Origin of the sequence: Fibrisoma limi BUZ 3, assembly GCF_000296815.2 — a bacterium.
GTDB lineage: Bacteria > Bacteroidota > Bacteroidia > Cytophagales > Spirosomataceae > Fibrisoma > Fibrisoma limi.
Window position 1 is genome coordinate 305,257 of the sequence record NZ_CAIT01000004.1, and the last position, 21,847, is coordinate 327,103.

Consider the following 21,847-nt stretch of genomic DNA (forward strand, 5'->3'; position numbering starts at 1 on the left):
TTTAAAATGCCTAATCCCTCACGACGTAAATTTTTGCAAAGCAGTGCCCTAACGGCGGCTGCGTTTTATATTGTACCCCGCCACGTATTAGGAAAAGGTTATGTAGCGCCTTCCGACAAGCTGAATATCGCGGCCGTCGGCTGTGGTGGGAAAGCCGATTTTAACATACAACAGGCTTATAACAACGGCTCCGACAACATCGTCGCACTGTGCGATGTTGATGATCGGCAGTCCAAAAAATACCGCGAAAAGTTTCCGTCCGCTCCCTATTTTCAGGACTACCGCGAACTGCTCGACAAAGCGGGTAAGACGTTCGACGCGGTGATCGTTACCACGCCCGACCACATGCACGCACCCATTGCGATGGCGGCCATGCAGCTTGGCAAGCACGTATACGTAGAAAAACCCCTCACTCACGATATTTACGAGGCCCGGATGCTGACCGAGGCCGCCCGCAGGTTTAAGGTGGTGACGCAGATGGGCAACCAGGGCAGTAGTGGCGATGCGACGCGGATCATCGAAACGGCGATTCAGAACAAGACGATCGGGCACGTGCATACGGTCTATTGCTGGACTAACCGCCCCGTATGGCCGCAGGGCGTCAGGTCGCCCAAGGATAAGGGCGAGTCGCAGCCAATTCCGCCCGAAGTGAACTGGCCACTGTGGCTCGGTACGGCCCCGGCGCGGGAATACCACGAAGCGTATATGCCGTTCCGGTGGCGGGGCTACTGGGATTTCGGTACGGGCGCGCTCGGCGACATGGGGTGTCACTTCGTGGACGTACCGTTCCGGGCGCTGAAACTCAAATACCCAACGTCGGTCGAGTGCAGCGTCGGGTCCGTATACGCTGACTTCTTTCAGGAGGCTTTCTTTGATGATGTCTGTCCACCGTCGGCCGCTATTCACCTGACGTTCCCTTCCGAAGACCGGAAGGTGAAAGAGATCAAACTATCGTGGTTCGATGGGGGTATCCGGCCGCAGCTTCCCGAAGGCATCGCCTACGAAGACGTATTTCGTAGTGTCGACGGGGGCGTATTGTTCATCGGTACAAAAGGCATGCTGGCGGGTAACCTGTTCGGGAATGACCCGATTCTGCTACCCCGCGACAAGTTTGAGAACAAGTCCCTGCCCACACCTGAAAAACCGCTCGTGGAGGGCAAAACGGATGGGCATCAGCAGCAATGGGTCAAAGCCTGCAAGCAAGGCTACGGTGCTTACACGTCTTCTTCGTTTGACGAAGCCGGTCCACTGACCGAGACGGTCCTGATGGGCAATCTGGCCACCCGCAGCTACATGGCCCGCGAACCCAGAGCCGACGGACGCGGGTTCACCTTCCCCGGCCGCAAAAAACTGTTCTGGGACGGCGAACACATGCGGATCACCAACTTTGATTTCGCCAACCAGTTCGTGAAGCGGCAGTATAACGGGGGGTATTCTTTATAGGGGGAGAAAAGGAGGAAAGGTTTTCTACTGCATAATCAATACGGCCCGGAGTCAGCTTTGGAACTCAACAACGCTCCAGCGTTCGGGCTGGTGGGTATCGTATAATCCGTGCGGGGTCATGACCATCGCCGGATGGGGCTGTACTTCCTTACCCGATACCGTCAGTTTCTGGAAGCGGCCTAGGAAGAGCCGCCACTGATCGCCGTTTTCAGGCGGCAGTGAACGACCATTGGCCAGCCACGTCAGGCTTTGCCACGGAATGGCAATTTCCAGGCTCCAGCCCCGGTCGATGTCACTGTTGTCGTTTAACGTACCGTCGATCTGAACCGCCGTTTGCAGGCCCGGCATATCGTAGTTCAGGAACGCCCAGCGTGTGCCGCGAGGATGGGTACCGTACCAGAATGAAGAACCGCTCCGGTCGTAGTCACCCCCAAAGGTCATAGCGTGCGGCTGGTGTACGTCGAAAAGTGGTACGTCGAACCGGCTGCCCCGCTGGTAGGCATCGCGCCAGATGAAAAACACTTCGTAGATGGTGTTGAGGGCGTTTACTTCCAGTTCGTAGTAACAGTCGCCACCGTCGATGAAGAGTTCGAGGTCGTTTTCGAGGAAAATGATTGAATCGCGCCTGGTCTGGTGGGCTTCTACGAATGGTTCTTCGGCCGAGAAAGCGACGTAGAGATGGGTGTCGTTCCAGAGAATAGCCGCCCGGGTGTCATACAGGCCTGCCGCACCGGTGACCATATCAACAAAGCGCTGACTCCACGTAGCCGACTGCCAGACTGGCTTAGTGACATCGCCGTTGATGGCTATGGTTTCGTTGACTTTTTGGGCGATGTAAGGCTGTATCATGGCAGGATGTTTAGCCAAACATACGGCAAAACCCGTAAAGTCGATGCTGGTGCCATTCGGCCCGGGCTACTAGAATAGCTTTTGCATATCCTCACCCCAAACCCCTGAAGGGGCTTAGCGCTGCTAATTTCAAGGGTCCATGGTAAGCAGCGCTAAGCCCCTTCAGGGGTTTGGGGTAAAGCGTAGTGCCAAGATGAAACTGTTCAAATTCGTCTGATCGGGTAGGGGTCCCCATTCGTTATTGCCCGCTACTCCATCAAAAAAACACATACCCAGCCTGGCATTGGCGTCGTCAGGCTGGGTACGTATACGGATGACTCGGTTCGATCTAAACCGGAACAGGCGCGGCAAAAACGGCTTTGTGTTGGGCTACCCACTCGCTGATGGACGTCATTCGGACCGGCAGTTTGTCCAGTACCGGCTGCATATCCACCTGGAAGTTTGGGCGCTGGTCGGGGAAGTCCCACATCCGCTGGTATTCGCTGGCGGCAGCGGCTCCGGCCCCCGGCCCGAACAACTGATCCAGGATGCCACCAAAGTCGCGGGGCGGCATGGCGTAGTAGTCGACCGAGCGGCCTAAGCCTTCGGAAAACGCACGGGCCAAGGCCGGTCCGTCCGGGTTCTCCAGACCACTGATCGGCCAGTTGGCACCCGCCAGTTCGGGTCGTTCGAGGGCGGCTACCACCAGCGCACTGACATCGTCGGAGGCAATCCAGCTTATCGGCATATCGCTCGGTGCCGGGTATGCTACCCGATTCTCGTTCGCAACAAAAGGAGCCGTCCAGGGGCCGAGCAGGTTTTCAAGGTATACACTGGGTTGCAACACGATGTAGGGCAAGCCACTGCGTTGCAGGTAGTCCAGAATATCAATACGTACGTCGATCGATGGGTTACCCGTTCGGACGGGTAAAATGAATCCACTCGTATTCCAGGCCAGCAGGTTTACCCCAGCGGCTTTGGCGGCATCAATCGCCTGACGGCCGTAGTTGATCACTTCCGCGGGGTTGGCGAAAAACGGAATCAGCAGCGATACGGCGTCCATGCCTTCGCTGAGTTCGCGCAACCGGTTGGCGTCGGCCATATCGCCTTCTACAACAGTGGCTCCGGCCTGCGCATGATGTGCTGCCTTGTGAGCCGACCGGGTGAGTACGTACGGTTGATGGCTGCGTTCCAGCAGCCGGGTCGGGATAGCACCGGCCTGTGAGCCCGTGGCACCGTACACCAGTACTTTGAGTTTTTTGTTAGTGTCCATGACGGATCGTTTGCTTAAACTACGTCACAAAGGTGGGCTGAGTTGCTATATAAAATATATGGCTATACTTTTGTATAGTACTATACTTCACCATAGCCTCTGATAATCAATATGAAAGAGACGTATTGCACGGCGCACCTTCGCTCCATCTCCGACACGCTGGAGCTTATTGGCGGCAAATGGAAGCTGCTTATTATGACCTTACTGTTCTCGGAAAGCCCCATGCGATTCAGTGAAATTCAACGAGCCCTGGGTACCATTACGCCCCGAATGCTGTCGAAGGAGTTGAAAGAGTTGGAACTGAATGAGTTGATCGAGCGACGCGTGTACCCGACCATGCCCGTATCGGTAGACTACCGCCTGACCGACTACGGCCGTTCGCTGGATAGTGTCATGGTCGCGCTTGGCGATTGGGGAAAGCAACACCGAAAACGGATCATGCACCCAGCAAAGGAAGAAGCCGTACCCGCTTGATACCGTACGGCTGACAAACACGAAGCCGTTCGACAACAGTGAGTTCGTCGAACGGCTTCGTGTTTGTCGGATTAGTACCGATTTTAGTACGTTGCCTGCGGCTATTGTGGGAAGCAACCGGCGCAGACACGCTGTATCAGCGATTCTTTACGTACTCATCCCAGTTGATCTCGGCCTGAGGACGGGCCAGTTGCCGGAAAATAGTACCCCGGTCGAGCGTTACGTCTACGTTCTGGGCGTTGAGCCGGTCATAACGACGGAGGTCGACCCAACGGTGGCCCCAGGGCTCGGCCCAGAGCGAATACCGGCGCTGAAACAGAATTTCGTTGATCAGCGCATCGCGGGTCGTTGCGCCAGTGTAGTTACCAATACCGGCAGCCGTCCGAATCCGGTTGATGGCAGCAACGGCGGCAGCCGTGTTGCCTAACTGCGCATTGGCTTCGGCCAGGATCAGAGCTAGCTCTTCGTTGCGGATAAACTTAACCTCGCTTGTGTTGACCGGAAACCGCCGGTCCTGAAACAGCCCGGCCAGGGACGTACCGTCGGCGGTAACCGCAACGGGCGCGGTTCGCCGGAAGAACTTGGTCCGTACCCGCGCATCGCCGGGGATCGTGTCCCGCAACACCGACGGATGAACGACCATCATGGTGGTTACGTTGGCGTTCAACACAAAAAACAGCGGGTTGAACGAGTCGGGAGGAGCGCCGTAGGTATGGGCCGGTCCCGCATCCAGACTACCCGTGGCGTTGTAGAACGAGTTGTTTACGGCCGAGATTGCCCCCTGCCAGTCCTGCTGGTACACAGCCAGCCGGGCGGCAATAGCGCGGTTCATCTGACGTAGGGCGGCAATTGTCCCGAATCCATTTCCGGTAAAGCCACTCGTCAGGCGCAGGGGGAAATTGCCCGTACCCGCGTTGGAGAGTTCTGTATCGCCTTCGTCGATGATTCGTTTAATCTGCGCCAGCGCTTCGTTAAAGGGAAGAAATGGACCTGGGTTTTGCAGGTCGCTGATGTCGATCCGGATGCCGTTTTCGTACTGCCCCAGCGCCACAATCAGGTACTGATACGCCATCAGGGTCTTGGCAAAACCCGATACGGCGTTCTTTTCCTGCTCCGTAAACGTATTGGTGTTCCGAACGGCGTCAATCGTGGTCAGCGCCTGCCGAATGGCAAAATAGGGGTTCTGATACGTAGGCAGATAGCCGAACATATTGGCCGTTGCCGTGCGCCCGTTTATACCCAGCCAGTCGGTTTGCCAGCGTGGGTCGGAGGCATTCAGGTACCAGAGTTCACGCCCCATCGTACCGTACAGCATCGTTACGGTGAATACGTAGTCGCGGTGGCGCGATTCCAGACCGGTAATCAGGTTTTGTACCTGGGTCCGCGATGCATTCTGGGATACACTGCCCAGCGATGGGTTGTTCGGGTCGTTCGGGGCGTCGAGTTCAAAAAAGCTGCAGGCATTCAGCATGAGCAGCCCCGCGAGCATCGGTATGTATATGAGAAGTTTTTTCATGGGTCAATCTGGCTTGGCTTAGAATTCAACGACGAGATGGCCAAAGAAACGACGCTGTGTGGGGTAGGGAGCAATGTCGACCCCTGAACCAACGGCCTGCACGCCGAACGTAGACGTTTCGGGGTCGTAGCCGAAGTAGTTGGTAAACGTTAACGGATTCTGGCTCGATGCGCCGATACGGATGCGGGAGATGCGGCTGCTGAACCATTTGCCAAAGGATTGTACCGGCAGGTTGTAGTAAACGGCAACCTCGCGGAGCCGGACATACGACGCATCCTGTACCCACCGGTCGGCGCCGTTGTGCGGAGCCAGGCCGCGCTGCCGGCCATTGGGTGTCCCGTCTCCGTTATCGTCATCATCCCAGTCAGGCGTTGTGCCGCCCGAATCCATCAGGAACTGCGTCAGGTTGATGTTATCCCCGCCCTGCTTCCAGTGCCAGAGCATGTTGACATCGATTTTGCCGAACAGGGTAAACTCGTTCAGCCACGACATCTGGAAGTCGGGCTGGCTATTACCCAGGATGAACGCCCCCGTACGGACGTTCTGAGCCAGTGGCGTATCGCTGGCATCACGCGCCGGTCGTGTTCCGACGATGGTTGTTGGCGAGAAACCTTCCTGATACAGGAACGTACCCAGAGTTACGCCGAACGCCCCCGAGTTGTAAGGGGGAATGCCAAGCCGGGTCAGCAGCAGGTTATTACGCCACCACATCAGGCGGGTGTTCCAGCGGAAATTGATAAGCTGCGCCGGTACGACACTCAGTGCCAGTTCAACCCCCCGATTCTGAAGCTGGGCCAGGTTGGTCGGAATGGTGCTGATACCAACGGCTGGCGACAGTTGCAGGTTCTGGATATTGCTCCGCGTCTGCTTGTCGTAATACGTAGCTTCCAGCGAAATGCGGTTGTTAAACAAGCCTAAGTCGAGGCCAAACTCCAGCTCACCAGCCCGCTCGGGTTCAATGGCATTGTTACCCGCAGCCGTGGTGACGACCGATCCCAGCAAACCACCGATGTTTGCCGAGTTCAGCGGGGTGAAGGTCGTACCAAAGGCCGGCACGCCCGCCGTTTCGCCATAGGCAACGCGGGGTTTAATCTGCGAGAAAATAGTGGATAGCCCCGACGACCGGATGAAATTGAAGTTGGCTACGTTGACGGCCAGCGAAGCTTTCGGGAACGCCCAGAAGCGGTTGGCGTCGCCGATAAGCGTCGATTTATCCCAGCGAACGCCCACCGTAGCGATGATTTTATCCTCCCAGTTGGCTTCCTGCTGGGCAAACACCCCTACATCGGTAACTTTCTGGAACCGCTGGTCAAAGATTTCCTGGACCGTTCCCTGCCGAAGGTTGTTCTGCCCACCGGCCAGCCCCCGCGACCGGTTAAGCAGGCGATCCTCGCGGAAATTCAGTCGAACTACACCTACCTGAGAGGTGAGGTTGACGCGATTGACGTTCCAGTTGAACACCAGAGCCGCTTGTAAGTTCGTGTTGACGTTTTCGGTCTTCCCCCAGATTACGTCGCCCGGGTTGCCCTGGGCACGCTGAAATTGTAGATCCTCGGGCAAATAAACCTGCGTTGTGTTCTGCGCAAAATCCAGCCCACCCTGGCCGATCAGTTTGAGCAGCACCCGCTCTGATTTGTACAGATTGGCCGTCAGGTTGAATGACTGGATAAAGCGGTTCACGTTCGAGTTGTTAATGCCCCGATCCGTAACGGCCACCGGGTTCTCCGAGAAATACGGGTTGTCGGGGTAGCGACCGCTGGCGTCCGGAAACAGGCTGAAGTAGTTGGGTACGTAGGCGATGTTGTAGCCGATACTGGCCCCGGAGTTGTTCTGGTTACCGGTAAAGCCCCGGTCGGTGTTGGTGTTGATGTAATTGGAGCCGACCGACAGCGTAATATCCTGGGTCAATTTATGATCAATGTTGGCCCGGATGGAGTACCGTTCGAAGCCTGTACGCCGGATGATGCCCTTCTCGTTCGTGAAGGCTCCTGAAATGTAAAACCGGGTTTTGTCGTTGCCGCCCGACAGACCCAGTCGTGTGTTTGAGAGCGGGGCCGTGTTGCCGTAGAAATACTTTTCGTAGTCGTACGTCTGGCCATTGGACGCCCGGAACCGATCCAGTTCGACAGGCCGCCGGGCTGCGGCAAAGAACGTGTTGATCTTGTCCTCCGACCAACTGTCGACGCCCAGCAGCCGCTGCGCCACGGCGAAGCCATAGTCCTGCGCAAAGGTCAGGCGGGTTTTGCCGGCGGTGCCCCGTTTGGTGGTAATGATGATAACGCCCGCGTTGGCCCGTGTTCCATAAATAGCCGCAGCCGAGGGCCCCTTCAGTACCTCGACCGTTTCGATGTCGTTCGGGTTGAGGTCGGAAATACGGTTCGCTGCATCGTCCTGGGTTTCGACCCCCGACGCGCCCGTTACGCTTCCCCGGCCGTTACGGTTTACGGCGTTGTTGGCATAGACTCCATCAATGATATATAGGGGCTGCGAGGCTCCCACCAGCGACGAAATACCCCGGAGCTGAACGGAAACACCTCCACCCGGCGCTCCGCCATTGGTGTTGATGTTCACCCCGGTCAGTTTACCATAAAGGGCATTGTCAACGGTTTGAATCTGCGTGGTACCGATCAGCTCCTTGGCCGAAACCGTCGATATGGCGTTAGCAAGGTTGGATCGCTTGATGCTGGTTGCCAGCCCCGTTACCACCACTTCTTCCAGATTGGCGACGTCTTCAGTGAGCGTAACATTCAGGGTGTTGCCTGAACCAATGGCTACTTCCTTGGACTGGAAGCCGATCGAGGAAAACACCAGCGTGGCGTTTCGTTGCGAGACATTGAGCGTGTACGTTCCGTCGGCAGTGCTGGTTGTTCCGGTGGAGGTGCCTTTCACCACGATGTTTGCACCCGGAATAGGTGTACCATTTTCTGACCTGATTGTGCCGCTGACTGTCGTTTGTGCAAAAGCGACCGCATGTAACAGGCACATCCCTGACCACAGCACAAACCTGGCCAGTCGGCGATAGGTAGTAGTTTGCATGAATGGATATGTTTAGGTTGATGATAAGTACCCAAAGCGCTAAAAATTGGGCCCATTAAAATAGCATTAAAAATGAGAATAGGAAAATAAAAAATTAGAATATTAATACTATAGAGTAACTAAAAAAGCGACGACCCCAATAAGAGACCATCGCTTTTTTATAAATACGTTACTAAAGTGTAATCACTGGCTCAGCCAGCGCGGCTTCACCGTTTCTTCTTTCGGGAATCGAACGGTTTTTTATACGACGACTTCTTAGCGTCTGGCTTCTTGGGCACTCCTACCAGCTTTTCGGCCAGATCCGGGCGGTTGAGTTTGTTCAGCCGGTTGCGAATCCAGTCCTTGAACTCGGGCTTGTACCAGAAGAAGTAGCGGTTCTGCGCCTGTTTTTCCTCACGGGTTTTGGCCGTTTTGACTGGTTTCAGCGTATACGGGTGAACACCCGAGTAGTAGATGACCTCGGCCACCGTCATCGGCGTGGGCGTGAAATCCTGCACCTGTTCGAGCTGAAAACCCATGTCTTTGGTCTCGGCCGCCAGATTCGCCATGTCCTGTTCCTCGCAACCGGGGTGCGACGAAATGAAGTACGGAATCAGCGGCTGCTTCAGGTTGTGCTTATCCTGAATCTTGTCGTACTTTTTCTTGAACAGCTTAAAGTATTTGAACGACGGCTTCCGCATAATGCGCAACGTATCGTCCGATGTATGCTCTGGAGCTACCTTCAACCGACCCGATACGTGGCGCGTAACGAGCTGCTCCATGTACTCATCGTGGTTGCCGTCTTCGTTGTTCTTGTTGAAATCATCGACCAGCAGGTCGTAGCGAACACCTGAGCCAACAAACGCCTTCTTGATATTGGGGTTGGCGTCCACCTTGCGGTAGAGTTCCGTCAGGGGCTTGTGCGACGTATCGAGGTTTGAACAGATCACCGGGTGAATACAACTCGGGCTCTGACAACGGGCGCAGATCGACTCATCTTTGCCCTTCATCTTGTACATGTTCGCCGACGGGCCGCCCAGGTCGGAAATGTACCCTTTGAACTCTGGATGCTTCGTGATTTCGTCGACTTCCTTCAGCACCGACTTCTCAGACCGCGAGGCAATGAACTTACCCTGGTGCGCCGAGATGGTACAGAAGCTACAGCCGCCGAAACAACCCCGGTGCATGTTGACCGAGAACTTGATCATTTCGTAGGCCGGAATCGGGCCCCGCTTTTTGTATTTTGGGTGCGGCAGACGCGTATACGGCAGATCGAACGACTTGTCGATCTCAGTCTCGTCCATCGTCTTGAACGGCGGATTGATTACCAGAACCTGGTCACCCACCCGCTGCGTAATCCGGTTGGCCTGCCACTTATTCGACTCCACCTCCACGATCTTGAAGTTGGCCGCGTACCTGATCTTATCTTCCAAGCAAACTTCGTGGCTGGCTAGCTCAACGTTTTCCCAGTTATTGTAATCGCGCAGGGGGCCGGTTTTGGTATCGTGCAGAAATGCCACCTGGTTGATGGTCCGCATCGACGTAAAGGGTACGCCTTTCTGCACCAGTTTCAGAATCTCGCGCAGGGGTTGTTCACCCATACCGTACACGAGCATATCGGCCCCCGAATCGACCAGGATCGACGGCATGAGCCTGTCCTGCCAGTAATCGTAGTGCGTAACCCGGCGCAGCGACGCTTCGATGCCGCCGAGCAGTACCGGTACGTCGGGATATAATTCCTTTAAGATTTTTGAATACACGATGGTCGCGTAGTCGGGGCGGAAACCCGCTTCGCCACCAGGCGTATAGGAATCGTTGGAGCGCAGGCGCTTGTTGGCCGTGTAGTGGTTGACCATCGAGTCCATGCACCCGGCCGTAACGCCGAAGAAGTATTTCGGGCGACCGAATTTCCTGAAATCCCGCAGGTCGTCTTTCCAGTTGGGCTGGGCGATGATCGCTACGCGAAAGCCTTCACTCTCCATGATCCGACCAATCACAGCCGTGCCAAACGCCGGGTGATCGACGTAGGCATCGCCCGACACCAGCACGATATCCACTTCGTCCCAGCCTCTCTTCTCTACTTCCTGTTTCGTCAGCGGTAACCAGTCTGTTATTGGTCTTTCAATCATGAGTACGTGAAAAAGTCTACCTGAGAAACACCGAAATTACAAAATAATTCCATTCACACCGGGCCAAATTGTCGCTTTTGGATCTCGTGTATGCGGTTTATTTGCTTGAAAGCGAATTGATTAACTTCGTTATTTCAGGAGGTTGGTAATCTACTATTAAAGTAGGGTGATTGGTTCTGTTGTCGTAGCATTGACACTTATGCCTGCGTGCGGCACTCGTTGTCTTTATCCAACTCAGTAACCAGATCGACCATTGTATCAATGACCATTTCCATACGGTCGTGGCCAACAATGGCGTCGAAGTGGTTACGGGCCTCCTGCATACACTCCCGCAACGCGATGAATAGCTTTTTTCCGCGCTCGTTGAGAAAGATCACACTAGAACGGGAATCGGTCGGATGTTTCTGCGTATAAATGTACCCTTCAGCTTCCAGCAGACTGACAATTTTACTCATCATCTGCTTCGTCACGCAGGCACGTTTGGCTAACTCATTATTTGTAATACCATTTTCGTTGATGTTGGCCAGAAACATCAGGTAGCTCATCTTGAAATCGGTATAGCCCATCGCGTGCAACCGGGGTTCAATGAAGTTGTCCATGAACCGCTTCAGGCGCCAGATCAGACGACCCAAGGCACGGCCCCGGATGAGCTTAAACTCTTCAAAGTCAAACGCTGTATTGTCTTTTTCGACGATCATATTGGCAAAATAAAATAAATCACATGAATTCTCGAACAATGTCTGTACAAATATAGTCAACTTCCTTGACTATAAAGTCAACTCAGTTTACTTTTGCCCTCGGATAGTCAAACAAGTTGACTAAATTATTTGTTCTAAACGCGCATTCAATCAGTAAGTACATATACGTTCATGGCAACCGAAGAAACCAACTCATTCCGTAAGAACATGCCCCGCATCATTATCGCCATTGTGCTGTTGGCGGGTGCTTTCTACGGATTTCAGTCGTATCGCTACAACCAGAAGTTTGAAACGACAGACAACGCTCAGATTGAAGGTAACTCAGCTCCCGTACTGGCGCGGGTGGCGGGCTACGTGCAGCAAGTAAATGTGGCCGACTACGCAACGGTTAAGAAAGGACAGGTCCTCGCAACCATCGATCCGCAGGAGTACGATGTGGCCCTGCAACAGGCTGAGGCCGATTATCAGTCAACGCTGGCCGATTTGCAGACGGCCCGGGCCGAACTGGCCAACGCTCAGGCAAATTTGCGAAACGTACAGGCTGGCCTGAAAGTGGCGCAGACAAATGCCGACGTGCAGGCGATCCGTCGCGATAAAGCCCGCAATGATCTGAACCGCGACCAGAACCTATACAAAGAGCAGTCGCTGACACAAAAGCAACTGGAAGATTCCCGGAACAACGCGCACGTGCAGGCCAGTCAGTATCAGGCAACGGTCGAGCAGGTGGCGCAGGCCCGTACGACCCAGGGGGTAGCACAGGCGGCTATTCAGCGCGCGCAGGCGAACATCCAGAAAGTAGAAGCGCTTCTGAAAGTGAAGCAGGCCGCCATCGAAAACGCGAAACTGCGCGTCGGTTACGCCCAGATTACGGCTCCTATCGAGGGAAAGATCGGACGGAAAAACGTAGTGGTAGGCCAGTACGTACAGCCCGGCCAGAACCTGATGACCATCGTCGCCGATTCGACGTTCTGGGTGGTGGCTAACTTTAAGGAAACCCAGCTTGAAAAAATGAAAATCGGCCAGCCGGTCAACATCAAGCTCGACGCTTATCCCAATCTTGACATCAAGGGGAAGGTTGTGTCACTGTCGGAAGCGACGGGCGCCCGGTTTGCCCTGCTGCCCCCCGATAACGCGTCGGGGAACTTCGTGAAAATCACGCAGCGGGTGCCGGTCAAAATCGAAATCCAGAATCCGCAAAACTACAAGGAACAACTGCGGGCGGGGCTTAGCACAGAAGTCGCTGTTCAGGTAGGTAATTAAGATTAAAAGGAGGAAGGGGAGAAAAGGGAGGAGAGGAGGAAAGGGAGCTGAACGGTTCCATTCTCCCTCCGCCTTTCCTCCCTCTCCGGCCTTTTCTCCCCTCTAAATCATGGCACAAAGTGGATTTCGGCGGTGGATCGTCGTCATAACGGCTGTTTCGGCGGCCATTATGGAACTGATTGATACGTCGATCGTGAACGTCGGCCTGACCGACATTGCCGGTAACCTCGGCGCTACCATCGAAGACGTTTCGTGGGTCGTTACGTCGTATGGCATCGCGAACGTAATCGTGATTCCGATGACGAGCTTTTTGCAGGGTTACTTCGGTCGTAAGAACTACTACATCGGCTCAATTATTCTGTTTACGCTGGCCTCCTACGGCTGTGGCGTAGCCCCGGACCTCTGGACGCTCGTGGCGTTCCGCTTCCTGCAAGGGGTAGGCGGTGGAGCCCTGCTGTCAACCTCACAGGGAATCATGTTCGATGCCTTTCCGCCCCAGCAGCGGGCGCTGGCGTCGGCGCTGTTTGGTCTGGGTATCGTGCTGGGTCCAACGTTCGGACCGACGCTGGGCGGCTACATCATCGATAATTACCATTGGAGCTGGATGTTCTACATCAACATTCCGGTGGGGATTCTGGCGGTCTTTCTGAGCCTGAATTTCATCGAGAAGAAAGAAGACGAGTATGACATTGACCGCAGTAAGATCAACATCGACTGGACCGGAATTCTGCTGCTGACCGTAGGCGTGGGTAGTTTGCAGTACGTACTGGAGCGTGGTGAAGCCGACGACTGGTTCGAGGATAACATCATCCTGTACCTGACGGTGGCCGCGGCTATTGCCATACCTTTCTTCATCTGGTACGAACTCCGTGGTACCAAAACGCCGGTGCTGAACCTGCGGGTGCTAAAAAACCGTAATCTGGCGCTAGGGGCTTTTCTGGTCTTTGTGGTCGGATACGGTCTGTTCACGTCCGTACTGCTGTATCCGCTGTTTGTGCAGCGGGTGATCGGCTACACGGCTACTAAAACAGGCCAACTGCTCATTCCGGGCGGAGCCATCGCGGCCGTTTGCTTTCCGCTGGTAGGCCGGCTGCTGGCCAAGGGGGTGTCGCCCCGCTACATCGTGATGGCGGGCTACGTGCTCTTTGCTGTTTTCTGCTTCATGATGTCGGGCTACAACGCCGAAACAACCGACGGCTATTTTACGGAGGCACTGCTGATCCGTGGGGTTGGTCTGGCCTTTCTGAACGTACCGCTCATCAACTCGTCCGTTTCGACGCTGAAGCCGTTTGAGTTGCCGACCGGTATCGCGTTCACAAACATGACGCGGCAGCTCGGTGGGGCGTTTGGGGTGGCGATTACCAACACCTACATCGCCCAGCGGTCGGCGTATCACCGCGTCGATCTGGTATCGAACATCAACCCGGATAACCCGCTGGCAACCGAACGGATCAACAGCATCGCGCAAGGACTGATTGCGAAAGGTATCAACTCACTCGACGCCATATCTGGGGCTTACCGTAACCTCGAACTGGCGGTTCAGAAACAGACGCTGCTGCTGGCGTACCTCGATACGTTCCGGCTGGCGGGAGTGTTCTTCATCGTGTCGTTTCCGCTGCTGTTCCTGTTGCAGAACAAAAAAATGGATGCTGCCACGGCTAAAGCAGCCGCTGAAGCAGCGCACTAAAACTGGTTTTCTACTCGTGACAAACTCAATGAAATCAATTTTAATAGTCGTCGCTGCCCTGGCCGGTAGTGTTGCTCAGGCTCAGACACAACCGGTGCCGCTGCCCGACGAACTGCGGACGCTGATCCAGCAGGCCAACGCTAACTACCCGGTGCTGAAACAACAGGACCAGCTTATCCGGGCCGGTGAGCTACGGATCGACATCGCCCGAACGGCGCTACGTCCATCGGTTAACCTGAACGGCAATTACACGTACATCACACCGGTACCACAGGTTACGTTTCCAATTAACGGCCAGGAGGCTACCCTGAAGCTGGCCCCGAACAACAACATCAACGGCAACGTCGGTATCGGGCAGACGATCTACGATTTTGGTCGGACGGAGGCTGCGGTTCGGCAGGCGACCGACAACGTACAGGTGCTGCGCCGGACGTATGAACTGACCCAGCAGACGTTGGGATACCAGGTGGCCGCGGCTTACTACGGTGTCGGGTTTTTACAGAAGAGTCTGGCCGTGCAGGATTCGGTGATCAAAACAGCAGGGGCTAATGTGCGGTTGTTGGCCACACGACTGCAAAACGGCGACGCTCTCGAATACGACGTATTGACGCAGGCGGTACGGGTGAAAGTGGCTACGAACCGCCGAATCGAAATCCAGAACCAACTGGAACGCCAACTGGCCCTGCTGACGTACCTGACGGGTATTCCAAATCCAAACGTTAGCGAGGCCGTCAACCAGTTCAACGCTGGGCTAGCTGCCGCCGGCGTACCGGCCGCCGGTACGCCGGTTCAGCCGCTCGATCTCAGCGGAGATGTACAGGGCATATTGGCCGGCAACAAGGACGTACAGCTTGCTCAGGACCGTTTGCGGGCGGCCGAGACCGATATTCTGGTGAACAAACGGGCCGGACAGCCGAGTATCGCGTTCAGTGGGACGGCGGGATTTAAGAACGGGTACCCACTGGAAGTGGAGAAGCCCCGGGCCAATATGGCGGCCGGGATCAATATTGTGGTGCCGCTTTATGCCGGCAATCGGTACAACTTGCAGAATCAGGCGGCTCACCTTAACCTGAATGCCAGTCGCTACGCCCTCGAAACGGCCAACGCTCAGCTACGGCAGAGCATCGCGCAGTTGAACGCCGACATCCGGAGCAACCAGACCCGCCTGCAAAATCTTGAAACGCAGGTGCTCCAGGCCCGAAAGGCGCTGGATATCGCCAATGCCCGGCTGCGCAATGGGGTGATTACAAACGTGGAATTGCAGAGTGCGGAAACGGGGCTGGAAGAAGCAGAACTTGGCCAATTGAATTTTCAATACCAGTTGCTGCTCAACCGGCTTGAGTTGAAGCGGTTGCTTGGGGAGAGCCTGCAGTAGCGTTGTTAAAAAATCTAAAATTGATGGCGTCGCTACATACCAAACCCCGCCCGGTGGGAGTTAGTAGTAACGAAAGTACATCACCCATCAACCTTATAAACGGCAAATTATGAAAGAGCGCGTTATCCAGCTACTCAAGAATTTTGGGGTTCAGGAATCGGCCCTGGCCGAACAGAACGGCCACCCGCTGCATTTTAACCGGGATCTGGGCTTCGATAGCCTCGACAGCGTGGATCTGATTATGCAACTGGAACAGGAGTTCGGTATCCGCATTCCCGACGAAGATTATCCGAAACTAACCACGCTGCAAGGCGTATACGAGTACCTGCAAAACGAACAGCAGGTGGCTGAGGTCGTTTAACGATGTCAGTCAGATACCATTGAAAAGCCAGGCTTTCGGGCCTGGCTTTTCGTTTTATAGTTCCATGCTGACCAGCGAGTTGCCACGTAGCACCGGAATTACGTCGTAGAGGTCGTGTTGCAGGCAATAGGTGATATCGCGCTGAATACCCAGCCGCTGCAACCGCCGGATGTGCGACGAATTGGCGAGGTAGCTGAGCAGGTTGTCTTTGCCCTGCTGGTACAGTCGCCAGGCCATCAGGGCGCTGTCTTCGGCGGTCATGAAGTGGCTTTTCAGCCGGTCAACCAGGGCGCCCGCAAACAACGTATCTTCCAGATTGACTTTACCCTTCCAGCCCGCGCATAGCACCAGCACATCGTACGGCTCCGAACGGAGATACCGCGCAATGGCTTCCAGATTCAGGAAGGAACCGACCAACACTTTCACGGCCGCCCGTGAACGGGTGATGGCATACGTGCCGTTGGTAGTAGTCATGGCCACTTTTTCGCCCCGAATCATTTCCTGCATGTACGTAAATGGCGAATTATCCAGTTCAAAACCATCTACCTTGCGGGCATTACGTTCGGCTGCGGCCAGGTAGCCGCGTTCCTGCCAGAGCTGGCATTCGTCGATGGTGGCAACGGGGATGATACTGTCCACGCCATAGGCAAAGGCCGTCACCATACAGGATGTCGCCCGGAATACGTCGGCAACGATCACAATGGTGTTATCCATTGCGTGCAGATGCAACAGTTCCGGTGTCAAACAAACGTCGATTTGTTTCATAGTTGTCAGAACTGGGATTTAAGGGATTGACCTGATTGGCAGGATTTTGCTTTGGTTAAGCGCAGGACGCTTCACAAAGTCGTGTTAATCGGCTCAATCCCTTAAATCCCGGTTCAGCTTATTTTTTTACGAAAGGAAGCTTAACGATCTGCGCTTTCAGGAGTCGATCGCGCACGTTTACAAAAATCTCGGTGCCGGGTTTGCCAAAGGCCGTTGATACGTAGCCGAGGCCGATCCCTTTTCCCAGCGTGGGCGACTGCGTACCGGACGTTACTTCGCCAATGGCGTTGCCGTCGGCATCAGTGAGGGCGTAGTGACTGCGCGGAATGCCCCGGTCAATCATCTCAAAGCCGACCAGTTTCCGGCTGACGCCCTGTTCTTTCTGTTGTTTGAACTGGTCTGCCCCGATGAAGTCATGGGTAAATTTGGTAACCCAGCCCAGTCCGGCTTCAATGGGAGAAGTTTCGTCGGTGATGTCGTTACCGTATAGGTTGAACCCCATCTCGAGTCGTAATGTATCGCGGGCACCGAGTCCGATGGGTTTGATGCCGTAAGGTTTTCCGGCTTCCATAATCGCGTGCCAGACCCCTTCGGCCTGCTCATTGGCGACGTAGATTTCAAAGCCGCCCGCACCCGTATAACCCGTGGCCGACACGATGACGTTGGCCGCTCCGGCAAAATCCGTTTTCTCGAAGGTATAGTAACCCATCGAGTCCAGTTTGGCCGGGGTCAGGGATTCGAGCGCTTTGGCCGCCAGCGGCCCCTGCACGGCAAACAGGCACATACCGTCGGAGATATTGACCATGTCAACGTTGTCGGTATTGTGCTGGCTGATCCAGTTCCAGTCTTTGTCAATGTTCGACGCGTTGACAACGAGCATGTACTCGACCGCACTGATCCGGTACACGAGCAGGTCGTCGACAATGCCGCCCTGGTCATTGGGGAGGTAGCTATACTGCACCTTACCGTCGTAGAGCGTAGACGCATCGTTGGCCGATACGCGCTGGATCAGGTCCAGCGCCCCCTCACCTTTGAGGATGAATTCGCCCATGTGCGATACGTCGAAAATGCCGACCGCATTACGGACGGTGTTATGTTCGTCGAGATCGGAGGTATAGCGAACGGGCATTTCGAAACCCGCGAACGGCACGATCTTCGCGCCTGACTGCTGATGAACGTGATGGAGAGGAACTTGCTTCAGGGACATTTAATCGGGGATTATCCGACAAATTTATCGAAAAATGGGGATAAACCGGTTAATAACCCGAACAGATCCAATCTGAGGCAGCTAACCGCGCTTTCGAGCAACAATATAAGAAAGACCAAGCTGAGGATGAGCGTAATAGCCTATGTACCGACGACTGGAGAAACCATCAGAAAGCGTACGTACGTTATACTGAAAACCGTAGCTCAATTCTGCGCGGAGGGTAGGAGAGAGCCCAATGCTTAATCCCGGCATAAACAGCGCCGACCGCTGGAGCCCTGGCTCCCGCCTGGCAATACCCGGTGAATTCAAGGTTCGGCGTTCAAATTGATAAGTTAGCTCAACGAAGGGGGATACGCGGGTGCGGGTAATTTGCCAATGCACCATCGGTCCGGCACTGAAGGTTTGGTAACCAGCTTTACCTAACCACTCACGGGTGTACAGACCGGCTACCCCGAGGAGCAATTTGTTGGCTACGAAATAGCCTGCATTGAGTTGCGTATTGATCCGATTTCGGAACAAAATGCCGCGCAAATAGCCGCCACGGGCAGTAAATTGCCAGTTGCCCCGATCAAACGATTGACTAAAGGCAGGGCGAATGGGTTCCTGTTGGCCACTTGATTGAGCGTTGACGCAACAAGGTAATAAAAGGCAGAGGTACAGGACGTTTTTCATAAGGGGTGAAGGTTGACTCCTCTAAAACGTCCATTTGTTGATGGATGATATGTAACTTTATGTTAAGTTTTTTAACGCAGCGTTACAGACTGACATTGAAGTGAGGACCGTAAGATCATCACTGAGAAACCGGCTGGGCAACGGTCCGCTTTTTGAATGAAAACCGGTAGCCAACGCCTAGACCCGCCATACCGCTGATACCACCATTGACCAGATCAGCGTACCCAATTCGGCTGTGCAGGGATATGTTTGGTTTGATCAGGTATTCGTATTCAACCGTCAGGTGGTAGCCAAAATCATTCGTCTGTTGGCGCTCGCGTTGCACCGACGTCGTCGCAAGGCTACCATCCGGCAACCGGACCAGGTAATACCCCGTCAGTACGTCATCATCGCGGTACCAGAGTGATGGGCCGGCTCCTGCCCGCAAGGCATGGCGATTGCTCGGTAGAAAGTCGTAGAGAAACGTAAGGTCGCCGGTTAAGCGGGTCCGCTGATCCTGGCCTAGCGGTACGTCGGTAAACGTCTGCTGATCTGTTGAATACGTCAGATAGCCAAGGCTGGCGGCTATTACAAACCGATCGTTGAGAAAATGGCGAGCGGCCTGAACGCTAAACCGTAAGCCTGCATCCTCAGGATTGGATAGCGTCATGTAGTCCACCGTAGCCCGCACCGAGTTTTTGTGCAGCGGAAACTGGGCATATGATAGCGAGGCATTCAGGAATAGCAGAATCAGTAAAGTTTTTCTCATAGCGAATCATACATAGTCACTTACTGGCTGGTGCGTCGACCGGTCTCGATGACCATGCCAATCGCCGTACAAGTTGCCGTAAAGTAAGTGATCAGCAGCCAAACAAATAGCTTAAGCCATTGCTTCGTCCGGAAACTTAGTGTAAGGTAAAATTGATGGGCAGGGCATACCGTACCCGTACGCGCCGGCCGCGTTGAAAACCCGGTTCCCACCTGGGCGATTTGTTTACTACCCGAAGCGCTTCTTCATCGGCGCCAAAGCCGAGCCCCTGCAAAACGTGTACGTCGGACAGGGTGCCATCGGTATTAACAACAAAACTAACCAGAACGCGCCCCTGTGCCCGGGCTTTCTGGGCTTCGGCAGGGTAGCGTAGATTCTGAGCCAGGAATTGGCCCAACGCCTGCATGCCACCTGGAAATTGAGGCTGTTTCTCCAGGGTTGTGTACCGTAGCGTATCGGAACCGGCTACTATCGATTTACCACCCTGGCAAATTCCTTTATCGTAAGTTTCTTCGTAAAAAAAGGAGCCATCTTTGTAGCGGCCCGTCCAGACGCCCTGCTTCAGGCCGTCGACTATTTGTCCTTTTTCAACAAACAGCGTTTGCTGGGCCGTATCCTTTTCAGAGCGCTGGGGTTCAGATAGGACAGCCAGCCCATTGCCCTCCTGGACGAGATGTTCACCGGTGTTGCTCCACAGACCCATGATTTTGCCGGGTGCATGACCGTCTTTTGCTTTCGGCAACGGGCTGACCAGGACCTGCCGCAGTTGCCCATTAGGATACCAGGATGTAGTGACGATCTGCGTGTCGTATTCTTCCCGTTTTTGTTGCAGGACGCCGGAGGAGTCAAATGTGAATGAAGTGCCAACGGGCCTCCCTTTTTCGTACGATTGCTGGCTGCGGATTATTCCGGCTTCGTCAATCTCAAAAACGATTCCTTCCCACCGGCCAGGGGTAGACTGATACCCAAGCATGTACCTCCGTTTGTCGGCCCGGTTGAGCGGTTTAACGTCTTTCTGGACCAACTGTAGCCGGTTGTATTCCTGCCAGGACTTGCCTTTACGTTCGAATACGACGACGTCGGCGGTGGGCAACCCGGCCGAATCCATCGGGCTTACCTGCTTGTAGCGGGCTTGCTCAGTGCTGTCGGGTAACTCCCTGAAGTCCTTATCGTAGTAGCTGACGGTTGCACCATTAACGTAGAGAAACGGCTGGTTGGGCTTGAACAGAATCGGGAATGTCACCTCCTGCGACACCTGTTTGTCGGCTTTTCGGGCGGGCGACCAGTTTTTATATAGCGAAAACACACGTATAGCTTCGCGGTCGCAATCGGGCCGCAGTGACTTAATAACCTTTACATCGGTGGGAGAACCATCGGCCTGAATAACGGCACCGATAATTACACGGCCATTGATGTTCTGCGACCGGGCAGATATTGGTTTGCGAAGGTTAGCCTGAACGAAAGCGTCGAGGTATTGTGTACCGCCCTGGGGCTCGGCTGGTTTGTCAACTTCAAAGGGCTTAAAAGCTTGTTTTTGAGCAAATAAAGGTAGACTAACGAAAAGGAATAAGAAAAAAATAAGGGGTCTCATGAGCAGTTTGTGATGTAGATAGCCGCAAATTAACTAAATATAGTAACATAGTAGAATACGTAAAAAAGCTTAATTATTCGGTAATGTAGCCAGCGACGAACCCAGTGCCAGCCGCTCCACGTCGGCCGCTACCAACTGTTCCATCTCGCTTTCCGATGCCCCATCCACTACGATTTTGACGCCTACTGATGAGGGTACTAATTGCCGGAACGCCAGCGCGCCGTCGAGGGAGAAACGGCTGGTCTGATCGGCGTCAGTCCGGTTCTTGATGAAATCGGCTCCGGCGTCGGCTGCCAGTTTTATCATGTTGACCAATTGGTCCCGATTGAGGAGCGACGACTCCAGGATGACCGTGAACAGCTTCTCCTCGGCATGAGCCAGCGCGATCAGTTTGACCAGTTCGATTTTCAACCAGACAAACGTTGGGGAGAACAGTGCCGAGGTGTTCAGTACCGCTTCGATTTCGCTGGCCCCGTCTTTCAGTGCCCATTCGACTTCGGTTTGTTTGGCTTCCGTGCGCTGGTAACCGTAGGGATAACCGACGACCGTACTCAGCACCGCCGGATGCGAATCGCCCAGTTCGCGCCGGAATTTTTTGACCCAGAAAGGTGCAACCGTTAGTCCGGCCAGGCCAAGCTGTGTGACTTCGTCCAAAGCTTCGTACTGCTCGTTGATCGTTACGCCCGGATGCAGCAGCGTCCGCTCGATGTAAGGGAACAGGTGGTTCAAGGAGATAGGATTGATCGTGTATGGATAAGACCAGCAGGGCAGCCGCGTTGTTTGCGCTGATACGCTATACTACAAC

Annotated in this window: 18 protein-coding genes; 6 read left to right on the forward strand and 12 right to left on the reverse strand. The window is 54.5% G+C overall.

The annotated features are described in order from the left end of the window. Positions 1-6: 6 nt before the first annotated feature. Positions 7-1,443, forward strand: a complete 1,437-nt coding sequence (locus BN8_RS01860) for a Gfo/Idh/MocA family protein (protein ID WP_040005241.1) — start codon at positions 7-9, stop codon at positions 1,441-1,443. 51 nt (positions 1,444-1,494) lie between these two features. Here BN8_RS01860 and BN8_RS01865 read toward each other — a convergent pair whose 3' ends face one another. Both BN8_RS01865 and BN8_RS01870 read right to left on the reverse strand, forming a co-directional pair. Beyond that, positions 1,495-2,292 (reverse strand): carbohydrate-binding family 9-like protein, encoded by a 798-nt coding sequence (locus tag BN8_RS01865; RefSeq protein ID WP_009280072.1) that lies wholly within the window; start codon positions 2,290-2,292, stop codon positions 1,495-1,497. Between the two features lie 328 nt (positions 2,293-2,620). Continuing rightward, positions 2,621-3,544, reverse strand: a complete 924-nt coding sequence (locus BN8_RS01870) for an SDR family oxidoreductase (RefSeq protein ID WP_009280073.1) — start codon at positions 3,542-3,544, stop codon at positions 2,621-2,623. Between the two features lie 111 nt (positions 3,545-3,655). Here BN8_RS01870 and BN8_RS01875 point away from each other — a divergent pair, with 111 nt between their 5' ends. Further along, on the forward strand, positions 3,656-4,018 hold the full coding sequence (locus BN8_RS01875) for a winged helix-turn-helix transcriptional regulator (RefSeq protein WP_009280074.1): 363 nt from the start codon (positions 3,656-3,658) through the stop codon (positions 4,016-4,018). Positions 4,019-4,154: 136 nt separating this feature from the next. On the opposite strand, the gene BN8_RS01880 is transcribed toward BN8_RS01875, so the two are convergent. From BN8_RS01880 to BN8_RS01895, 4 genes are all read right to left on the reverse strand, one after another. Beyond that, positions 4,155-5,534 (reverse strand): RagB/SusD family nutrient uptake outer membrane protein, encoded by a 1,380-nt coding sequence (locus tag BN8_RS01880; RefSeq protein WP_040005243.1) that lies wholly within the window; start codon positions 5,532-5,534, stop codon positions 4,155-4,157. An 18-nt stretch (positions 5,535-5,552) separates the two neighbouring features. Further along, positions 5,553-8,570 carry a SusC/RagA family TonB-linked outer membrane protein gene (locus BN8_RS01885; protein ID WP_009280077.1) on the reverse strand — a complete coding sequence of 1,006 codons (3,018 nt, stop codon included), beginning with the start codon at positions 8,568-8,570 and terminating at the stop codon, positions 5,553-5,555. A gap of 206 nt (positions 8,571-8,776) precedes the next feature. After that, positions 8,777-10,678 carry a YgiQ family radical SAM protein gene (locus tag BN8_RS01890; RefSeq protein ID WP_009280078.1) on the reverse strand — a complete coding sequence of 634 codons (1,902 nt, stop codon included), beginning with the start codon at positions 10,676-10,678 and terminating at the stop codon, positions 8,777-8,779. Between the two features lie 197 nt (positions 10,679-10,875). Further along, the gene (locus BN8_RS01895; protein WP_009280079.1) at positions 10,876-11,376 is read right to left on the reverse strand and encodes a MarR family winged helix-turn-helix transcriptional regulator; all 501 of its coding nucleotides are present in this window, start codon (positions 11,374-11,376) and stop codon (positions 10,876-10,878) included. A gap of 171 nt (positions 11,377-11,547) precedes the next feature. Here BN8_RS01895 and BN8_RS01900 point away from each other — a divergent pair, with 171 nt between their 5' ends. From BN8_RS01900 to BN8_RS01915, 4 genes are all read left to right on the forward strand, one after another. Further along, positions 11,548-12,636 (forward strand): HlyD family secretion protein, encoded by a 1,089-nt coding sequence (locus BN8_RS01900; RefSeq protein WP_009280080.1) that lies wholly within the window; start codon positions 11,548-11,550, stop codon positions 12,634-12,636. 109 nt (positions 12,637-12,745) lie between these two features. After that, on the forward strand, positions 12,746-14,323 hold the full coding sequence (locus tag BN8_RS01905; RefSeq protein ID WP_009280081.1) for a DHA2 family efflux MFS transporter permease subunit: 1,578 nt from the start codon (positions 12,746-12,748) through the stop codon (positions 14,321-14,323). A gap of 28 nt (positions 14,324-14,351) precedes the next feature. Beyond that, positions 14,352-15,698 (forward strand): TolC family protein, encoded by a 1,347-nt coding sequence (locus BN8_RS01910; RefSeq protein ID WP_009280082.1) that lies wholly within the window; start codon positions 14,352-14,354, stop codon positions 15,696-15,698. A 109-nt stretch (positions 15,699-15,807) separates the two neighbouring features. Then, positions 15,808-16,059 carry an acyl carrier protein gene (locus BN8_RS01915; RefSeq protein ID WP_009280083.1) on the forward strand — a complete coding sequence of 84 codons (252 nt, stop codon included), beginning with the start codon at positions 15,808-15,810 and terminating at the stop codon, positions 16,057-16,059. 54 nt (positions 16,060-16,113) lie between these two features. Here the strand turns inward: BN8_RS01915 and BN8_RS01920 are convergent, their stop codons facing one another. The 6 genes from BN8_RS01920 to BN8_RS01945 form a co-directional block, all read right to left on the reverse strand. Further along, complete coding sequence (locus tag BN8_RS01920; RefSeq protein ID WP_009280084.1) at positions 16,114-16,824, reverse strand: 2-phosphosulfolactate phosphatase; 711 nt, start codon at positions 16,822-16,824, stop codon at positions 16,114-16,116. A 118-nt stretch (positions 16,825-16,942) separates the two neighbouring features. Continuing rightward, a complete protein-coding gene (gcvT, locus tag BN8_RS01925) occupies positions 16,943-18,031 on the reverse strand; it encodes a glycine cleavage system aminomethyltransferase GcvT (RefSeq protein ID WP_009280085.1) in 1,089 nt (362 codons plus the stop codon). Between the two features lie 81 nt (positions 18,032-18,112). Continuing rightward, positions 18,113-18,703, reverse strand: coding sequence for a transporter family protein (locus BN8_RS01930; protein WP_009280086.1), 591 nt, complete (start codon positions 18,701-18,703; stop codon positions 18,113-18,115). Positions 18,704-18,821: 118 nt separating this feature from the next. Further along, positions 18,822-19,451, reverse strand: a complete 630-nt coding sequence (locus tag BN8_RS01935; protein ID WP_009280087.1) for an outer membrane beta-barrel protein — start codon at positions 19,449-19,451, stop codon at positions 18,822-18,824. 136 nt (positions 19,452-19,587) lie between these two features. After that, entirely contained in the window at positions 19,588-21,042 is a 1,455-nt protein-coding gene (locus BN8_RS01940) for an energy transducer TonB (RefSeq protein ID WP_009280088.1), read from the reverse strand. A gap of 69 nt (positions 21,043-21,111) precedes the next feature. After that, positions 21,112-21,771 (reverse strand): deoxyribose-phosphate aldolase, encoded by a 660-nt coding sequence (locus BN8_RS01945; protein WP_009280089.1) that lies wholly within the window; start codon positions 21,769-21,771, stop codon positions 21,112-21,114. Positions 21,772-21,847 lie beyond the last annotated feature (76 nt).